The sequence below is a fragment of the Rhizobacter sp. genome (assembly GCF_031412075.1).
Lineage (GTDB): Bacteria > Pseudomonadota > Gammaproteobacteria > Burkholderiales > Burkholderiaceae_C > Rhizobacter.
The window spans coordinates 1-7,112 of record NZ_JANOCG010000274.1 but is presented as its reverse complement, the minus strand read 5'-3'; the positions used below and the strand labels follow the sequence as shown (position 1 = coordinate 7,112).

7 protein-coding genes are annotated in these 7,112 nt (G+C 65.6%); 3 read left to right on the top strand and 4 right to left on the bottom strand.

Going from position 1 to position 7,112, the window contains the following annotated elements; translation table 11 throughout:
* Positions 1 to 173: 173 nt before the first annotated feature.
* Positions 174 to 2,588, bottom strand: a complete 2,415-nt coding sequence (locus RMO40_RS09915; protein WP_309719977.1) for a DNA internalization-related competence protein ComEC/Rec2 — start codon at positions 2,586 to 2,588, stop codon at positions 174 to 176.
* A 44-nt stretch (positions 2,589 to 2,632) separates the two neighbouring features.
* On the opposite strand from RMO40_RS09915, the gene RMO40_RS09910 reads away from it, so the two are divergent.
* The gene (locus tag RMO40_RS09910) at positions 2,633 to 3,088 is read left to right on the top strand and encodes a RidA family protein (RefSeq protein WP_309719975.1); all 456 of its coding nucleotides are present in this window, start codon (positions 2,633 to 2,635) and stop codon (positions 3,086 to 3,088) included.
* Positions 3,085 to 3,552 (top strand): disulfide bond formation protein B, encoded by a 468-nt coding sequence (locus RMO40_RS09905; RefSeq protein WP_309719971.1) that lies wholly within the window; start codon positions 3,085 to 3,087, stop codon positions 3,550 to 3,552. The genes RMO40_RS09910 and RMO40_RS09905 overlap by 4 nt, the downstream gene beginning before the upstream one ends.
* A 30-nt stretch (positions 3,553 to 3,582) precedes the next feature.
* Here RMO40_RS09905 and RMO40_RS09900 read toward each other — a convergent pair whose 3' ends face one another.
* Both RMO40_RS09900 and RMO40_RS09895 read right to left on the bottom strand, forming a co-directional pair.
* Complete coding sequence (locus tag RMO40_RS09900) at positions 3,583 to 4,542, bottom strand: hypothetical protein (protein ID WP_309719968.1); 960 nt, start codon at positions 4,540 to 4,542, stop codon at positions 3,583 to 3,585.
* 1 nt (position 4,543) lies between these two features.
* The gene (locus tag RMO40_RS09895; RefSeq protein ID WP_309719965.1) at positions 4,544 to 5,236 is read right to left on the bottom strand and encodes a hypothetical protein; all 693 of its coding nucleotides are present in this window, start codon (positions 5,234 to 5,236) and stop codon (positions 4,544 to 4,546) included.
* A 193-nt stretch (positions 5,237 to 5,429) separates the two neighbouring features.
* Between RMO40_RS09895 and RMO40_RS09890 the strand changes: the two genes are divergently transcribed.
* Positions 5,430 to 5,759 carry a hypothetical protein gene (locus RMO40_RS09890; protein ID WP_309719962.1) on the top strand — a complete coding sequence of 110 codons (330 nt, stop codon included), beginning with the start codon at positions 5,430 to 5,432 and terminating at the stop codon, positions 5,757 to 5,759.
* 14 nt (positions 5,760 to 5,773) lie between these two features.
* On the opposite strand, the gene RMO40_RS09885 is transcribed toward RMO40_RS09890, so the two are convergent.
* On the bottom strand, positions 5,774 to 7,112 hold a 1,339-nt coding region (locus tag RMO40_RS09885), incomplete at its 5' end, for an MFS transporter (RefSeq protein ID WP_309719958.1).

Here is a 7,112-nt window from a genome sequence, read left to right as displayed (position 1 = left end):
CTGAGCCAACCAACGGTCATAGACACGGTAGTGTTCGCGCACCGTGTCGCTGGTGGCCTGCATCTCGTCGAAGCTGTTCTTCATCGGCACCTCTTTTGCACGTCTCCTGCGAGGCAGGTTAGCAAATTCCAGGCCACTTGCGCACCAAGAGCGGGCGCTCTGGGTGAAGATTCTCAAGAAGATGATTCGACGCTTGCACCGTGGCGCCAGTAGCGCTGGCTGGTTTCGCGTTCGCACTCCCATGCCGAACCGTCCGCCCAGCGCCACGCACCGCAGGCCGGGCTGGTCAACACCACCACACCTCGCTCGCGCAGACGCTCCAGCACCTCGGGCACCGGGTGACCGAAGCGGTTTCGGTAGCCCGCTTGAACCACCGCCACCTTCGGAGCGACGGCATCGAGAAAGCCCGCCGTCGACGAGGTTCGGCTGCCGTGGTGCGGCACCAGCAGCAGGTCGCTTCGCAAGGCCTCGCCTTGCGTGGCCAGCAGTTCAGCCTCTTGCTGGCGCTCGATGTCGCCGGTCAACAAGGCCGAGCCCTGGGCGCCGCTCACCTTGACGACGCACGACATGCCGTTGGACTTGATCGTGCGTTCGTAGTCGGCGGTCCGCGGGTGCAGCACCTCGAAACGAACGCCGTCCCACTGCCAGGATTGGCCCGCCTCGCAGCGGCGCGATTGTGCGGCTCGAGCATGCAGTGGGTGGGCGGTTTCCAGCGAACTGAGCAGTTCGGTCACCGGTATGCCCGCCATGACAGCCGCCGCGCCGCCCACGTGGTCGAGGTCACGGTGGCTGAGCACCAGACGATCGATGCGCGTTTCGCCTCGCGCGCGCAACAAGGGCAGCAGCACACGCTGGCCGGCATCGGTGTCGCGCGAATACTGTGGGCCCGCGTCATAGAGCATCAGGTGCGAGCGGGTTCGCACCAGCACCGCTGTGCCCTGCCCCACGTCCACCGCCAGCAGCTCGAAGCGGCCCTCGGCCGGCAACTCGCGCACGGGCATCAGCAAAGGCATCAGCAGCGGCACGGCCAGCAGCCGCACCCGCCATGGCAAGGGCAACACCATCAACGCCGCAGCGCACAAGCCCGCGGCCTGCGCCCACAGCGGCGCCACCGGTGCGAGCCACACGGCACCCGGCAGCCCCGCCAACAGCGCCAGACCCTGTGCCAGGCTTTGCTCCACCCACGCGCCCGCCAGCCACAGCGGTGACCACAACGCGCCCAACAAGGCGAGTGGGGTGATGACCAGCGTGACCACCGGAATGGCGACCAGGTTGGCCACAAAGCCCACCAGCGACACCTGCTGGAAAAACACCAGCGTGAGCGGCGTCAAGCCCAGCGTGGCCACCACCTGAGTGCGCAGGCCGCCCTTTGCCACATTGGCCACACGCTGCCACCCACGTTGCTCCGTTGGCAACTTTGTCGACGCGCGCACTGGCTCCGACGCCATCAACAAGCCCACCGCCATGAACGACAACCAGAAGCCCGGTTGCAACAGCGCCCAGGGGTCGAGTGCACTCACCACCACGGCGGCGGCCAGCAGCACCAAAGACCATGGCCAGCGACGCCCCAAGAGCTGCAAAAGCGTCACCACGACCAGCATCCACACCGTGCGTTGCGCGGGCACCCCCCAGCCCGAAAACAGCGCATAGCCAACCGCGGCTGCAAGCCCGCCCCAGCGCCCCGCGAGCTGCGCCGGCAGCCACAACACCGCGCGGGCACTGCGCCGCCACAGACCCACGATCACCACGCCCATAACCCAGGCAAACATGGTCACGTGCAAGCCGCTGATGCTCATCAGGTGAGCCACACCGGTGGTGCGAAAGAGCTGCCAATCGTCGCGCTCGATGGCCGACTGGTCGCCCACCGCCAGCGCGGCCAGCACGCCGGCGGCCCTTGGGTCGCTTACCGTGGCGTCGATCGCATCACGCACCCGCTGTCGCAGGCGATCCACCGGGTGGCCCGCATGTTTCTCAAGCAACTGCGGCGCCGATTTGTCGTTCGCACGCACATAGCCGGTCGCACGCAATCCTTGCTCGAAGAGGTAAAGCTCGTAGTCAAACCCATCGGGGTTCACGTTGCCGTGCGGTTGGCGCAAGCGCACCGTGAAACGCCAGCGCTGGCCCGCTCGCAACAACTGCTGTGGCTCGCTCAGGGCGGCGTCTTCATGCCACCCGGCATACCAGCCCAGCGACACCCGCCTCGGCAGTTGAACGATCTCGCCATTCAAACGCGCCTCTTCGATCTCGAAGCGAAAGCGCAAACCCACCGACGACCGCTGCGGCAAGCCCGCCACCACGCCCACCACCTGCAGGTCTTGCCCTTCGAGCAACGGCGGCAGCGCATCGGCCAGGCGCTCGCTCGCCCGCCACCCCGAGGCTCCCCCACCCAACGCAAGCGCAGCCAGCAAAGCCAGCAGCCAGACGCGCGGCCAGCGCCAGGCCACGGCGATGCCAACCAGCCCCCCGGCCAGGCACAACAGGTAAGCCCACAGCGGCAGCAAGGTTCGCTCTTGCAACTGCAGCGCCACGCCGAGCAGCCAAGCCAAACCCATGCCGGCCATGCGCCATGCTTGGTCTTTTCCTCCCATGGCCGCAGTGTAGGATTTGCGCCTCTTGATTCCCGGTGCCTGCGATGTCTGTCTACGACCGTTTGAAGTCTCTCGGCATCGAACTGCCGCCCGTGGCCATTCCAGCGGCGGCCTACGTGCCCTTCGTGCGCACCGGCAAGCTGGTGTTCATCTCCGGCCACATCGCCAAGCGCGACGGCAAGCCGTGGGTCGGCCAACTCGGCCGCGACACCGACACCCCCACTGGCAAACAAGCCGCACGAGCCATCGCCATCGACCTGCTCGGCACGCTGCACGCCGCGGTGGGCGACTTGAACGAGGTGGAGCGCATCGTCAAGGTGATGAGCCTGGTCAACAGCACATCCGATTTCACCGAGCAGCACCTGGTGACCAACGGCTGCAGCGAGCTGCTCGCCGAGGTGTTTGGTGCCAAGGGCGCACATGCCCGCAGCGCCTTCGGTGTGGCGCAAAACCCGATGGGTGCCTGCGTCGAGATCGAGCTGATCGCCGAAGTCCGATGAGGGCCCTGCTGCAGCGGCCGGCAGTGCTGCTCGTCGGCATCGCCTTGCTGAGCATCGCCTCGGTGGGCGCCGCGCTGGTGTCGCAGCATGTCTACGGCATGGAGCCCTGCCCCTGGTGCATCTTGCAGCGGGTGATCTTTCTCGCGATTGCCCTCGTCTGCCTGGTGGGCTTCTTTGCGAAGCGCGTGGCCGGCGCGCTGGTGCTGCTGCTCGCGCTGTGTGGCGTGGCCGCGGCCCTGTGGCAGCACTTCAAGGCGGCGGCTTCATCGTCGTGCGCGATGACACTGGCCGACGACATCGTGAGCGCGATGAAGCTCGACAACCTGTGGCCTGATGTTTTCCTGCCGCGCGCCAACTGCGCCGATGCAGCAGTCTCGCTGGTCGGCGTGCCCTATGAGTTCTGGAGTCTGGCGATGTTTGTGCTGCTGGGTGTGGCGGGCGGGTTGCTGGCGCGCCGGCGCTGAGAGCACCGGCGCTTTGCAAGTCGCTACGTCTTACTGACCCTTCGGGGCTTCTGCAGGGGCGGCGACAGTTCGCTCGCTTTCGCAGGCTGCGCCAGAAGCCGTCGAACGCGGGACCGACATCAACCAGCCCCTCAAGGTCTTGAGGAGAATGCGGTCGCAACGCTCGCTGAGCAGCGCGGCACGCTCCATCCGTTCACTCCCACCCTCGGGGTAGCGAATGGTCTTTTGCACCAGTTCGGCGGTGTGGGGCCCCTTCGCCAGATCAGCAAGCACCAGATCCATCGATTCGGCAAAGAGGCTTGCACTTTCTTGTCGGAGCGCTCGCCCGTCTTCAGCCGACCAGAGGTTCAGCAAGACGGTTTTGTCCTCTTGCGCCGGGCGAGGCAATGACACCACGCGAACGACGTTTTGGTAGAGCACCACCGCCGGAGCCTCGGGTGAACGAACCGCAATGGCGTTGTCGAGCACCAAAGCCCGCTCGTCCTGCGTCATCGAGAACACCGGCACGGTTTCAATGACCCACTCACCTTGCGCCACCTCCGCGGCGCCGAGCAACTTCTTGCCGGCACCCCGCGTGGTCTTAGCCAGACCCTGCTCGAACAAGGCCCCGTGGCTGATCTTCTCCAGCACCGGTTGATAAGGCAGCAAGACCTTGTCGGCTTCGGCACGGATCTCGGCCTTCTTCTTCTCCTGGGCCGAATCGGCAATCAAGCCGTGGGTGATCACGGCAGCGAACAAACCGATCAGGTTCGGCGCGGGGTAAAGAATGCCCATGCTGCCGATGCCGGCCTTTTCGAAACTGACCATGCCACGGTAGGCCACCTTGTCATCCACCGGAATCCGCACCCGCCATGCGGTGGTATCGGGTACGGCCCGCGACACCACCCCCGGCGCCGGCGCTTCCTCAGCGCCCTGCGCCAGCGGCACAAAGGCGAGCAACAGCATCCAGCACGCCGAGCGGGAGGCTCGCACCAAGCTGTGCGTCAGCATCTCACTGCTCAGTGAAAGGCTTCACGAACTCGTCTTTGCCCATTTCGAGCACCTGAAAATAGGCGTTCGTCAGGCCAGGAAACTTGGGCGGCTCGTCCCAATTGCCATCGGCGGCACGCGTCACGCGCACGGGCTTGAACCACTCGTAGGTGTTGTTGCTGAGATTGATGAGATAGCCCGCACCGTCCAGCACGCTCAGCGGCGCCCCCGTGGGGATGTAGCCGGAGTAGGTGCGTTCCATGCCGACGGCTTTGATTTCGATGACAAGGAGCTTGTCAAGGCCATGCTTTTTCTGAAGCGAAGAAAAGTCCTTGCTTGCGAGGTTCGGTCCTTTGGTGGCTGCATCGGGCAGGGTTGCCAGATCCAGGGGAGCCTCGATCACGGTCACATCCTTGGCCTTCTTGCCAAGCGCGGCCGCCACCTGGTTCTTGAGCTTGGGCAGGTCTTCGTGAGGCAGTGTCTTCGTGTGCGTCGACAGCGACGAATTGGCGATCGATGCCGCCGCGAGACACAACAAACATCCCGCACCGGGCAGGTTCATCTCGACGGGTGGCAGTGCTGTCATCACGACACCAATGCGAGCCGTGTTGTTCAAGGTGGTGCCGGTCAGCGGAATGGGTGTTTGCGGTGGCGCAACACAGCCGGTCAAGGCAACGACGAATGCCGCGGCTGCGGCTTTTGCAATGAAACGCATGGGATCTCCCTCGGTTAAGAATCTATTTCTGCCCAGATTTTCACCCGAAGCTTTCTCATCCAACAAGTCTGGTCGGCACGAGGCGTGGCGGGCGCGCATCAACTGGAGTTCAGCTGCGGCATCCAACGATCACGCTGGTATTCGCAATGTTCGCGCAGTAAGCTCCAACGACTGAATCGTCAAGGAACAGACCATGTGGCAGCACTGGAACTCGTTCTGGGCCCCCGGGCCCGGTGACCCGCCCGCCGTCGACGACCCCGCGTTGTGGCAAGCCCCCTGGAGCACCGAGCAGGCGATTGCACTGCAAGCCCGCCAGTGGGAAACCTTCGTGAGCGCCAGCCGCTCCTGGTGGACGATGTTGCTGTCTGCTTGGCCCGTGGCACCCGCATGGCCCGTGCCGGGGTGGGTGGGGCCGGCACTCGGCCCGTTTGCCGCAGCGGGCATCGAGCCGCTGGCGCCGGAGCCCGAGGTCACGCCGCGCGCCGCGAGCCCGCGCAAGCGCGCGGCAGCACGCAAACGCTGATCTTCAGACGAAGCTCAGGCCATCGCCTCGGCGATGCTGCGTGTGACCTTCGGCGGCCCGTCGCCGATGTGCAGCGACAGGCGGCGGTTGCGCAGCGACACGTCGTAGGCCGTCACGCGGTCGAAGCGGCGCAGGTGTTCGACCCACGATTCGTCGAGCATCTGCTCGATGTAGCGCCCGGGGGTGGCCACGTCGCGAAAGATCTCGCACGACAAGGCGCCCTGGCGCAGGCGGCTGCTGCGGGTTTCGCGCATCACGGCATGGAATTCATTCGCCCGGCTCGCGTCGATGAAATACTCGATGCTGGTCAGCACCGGGCCCTCGTGGCCTTCGATGCCCGCGGGCATGTCGGGTGCCTTCCAGGCCTGCGAGGGTGTCAGGTCGTCGTGCTCCATCCGCCCCCGATCGCTGAAGCGGCAGACCGCAGTCAACAACACGGCGCCGCCGATGGCGGCAATCACGATGCTCGTGCGCACATCGGTGAAGGTGGCCACCTGCCCCCACACCGCCGCGCCAATGCCGCCGCCGCCCATCAGCGCCATCTGGTAGATCGACATGCCGCGCGCTCGCACCCAGTTCGGCAGCGCCATCTGCGCCGACACCGCCAGCGAGTTGGCCACCGAGATCACCGCCACGCCATTGAGCACCATCGCCGGCGCGGCGACCCACACGTTGGGCGCGAACGCCACCGCCAGCATCGAGGCGGCCTGCAAGAGGCCGCCGTTGCGCACCAGCACGTCACCGGCCATCAACGCGCGGATGCGCGGCATGGCCAAGGCGGCAACCACGGCGCCGCAACCCATCGCCACCAGCAGCAGCGTGAAGGTGCCCGCATCACCGCCCGGTAGCTGCTTGGCCACCAGCGGCAGCAGCGAGGTGAGCGCAATCGCCTGGAGGAAGAAGGCCGAGATGCGCAACAAGATGGCACGCAACGGCGCCGACTCGCGCACGTATCGAACCCCCACGCGGATGGCGCCGAAAAAACGCTCTGCCGGCAAGGCACTCACCTTCGGCTGGGTGCGCCAGCGCATGATCACGAAGCCGCAAATCACCGACAGCACCGCGTTCAACGCAAACACATACGCACTGCCGAGACTGGCGATCAACGCGCCCGCCAAGATGGGCCCGAAGATGCGCGAGGTGTTCATCGCAATCCCGTTGAGCGCCAGCGCTGCCGGCAGCTGAGCCTTGGGGATCAGCTCGGGGATCACGGCTGAAAACACTGGCCAGCGCATCGCCAGGCCAATGCCGTTGGCGAAGGTCAGCAACAGCAGCAGCGGCGCGCCCATCTGCCCGCTCAAGGTGACGACGCACATCAGCACACCCACCGTCGCCACCCAAAATTGCGTGAAG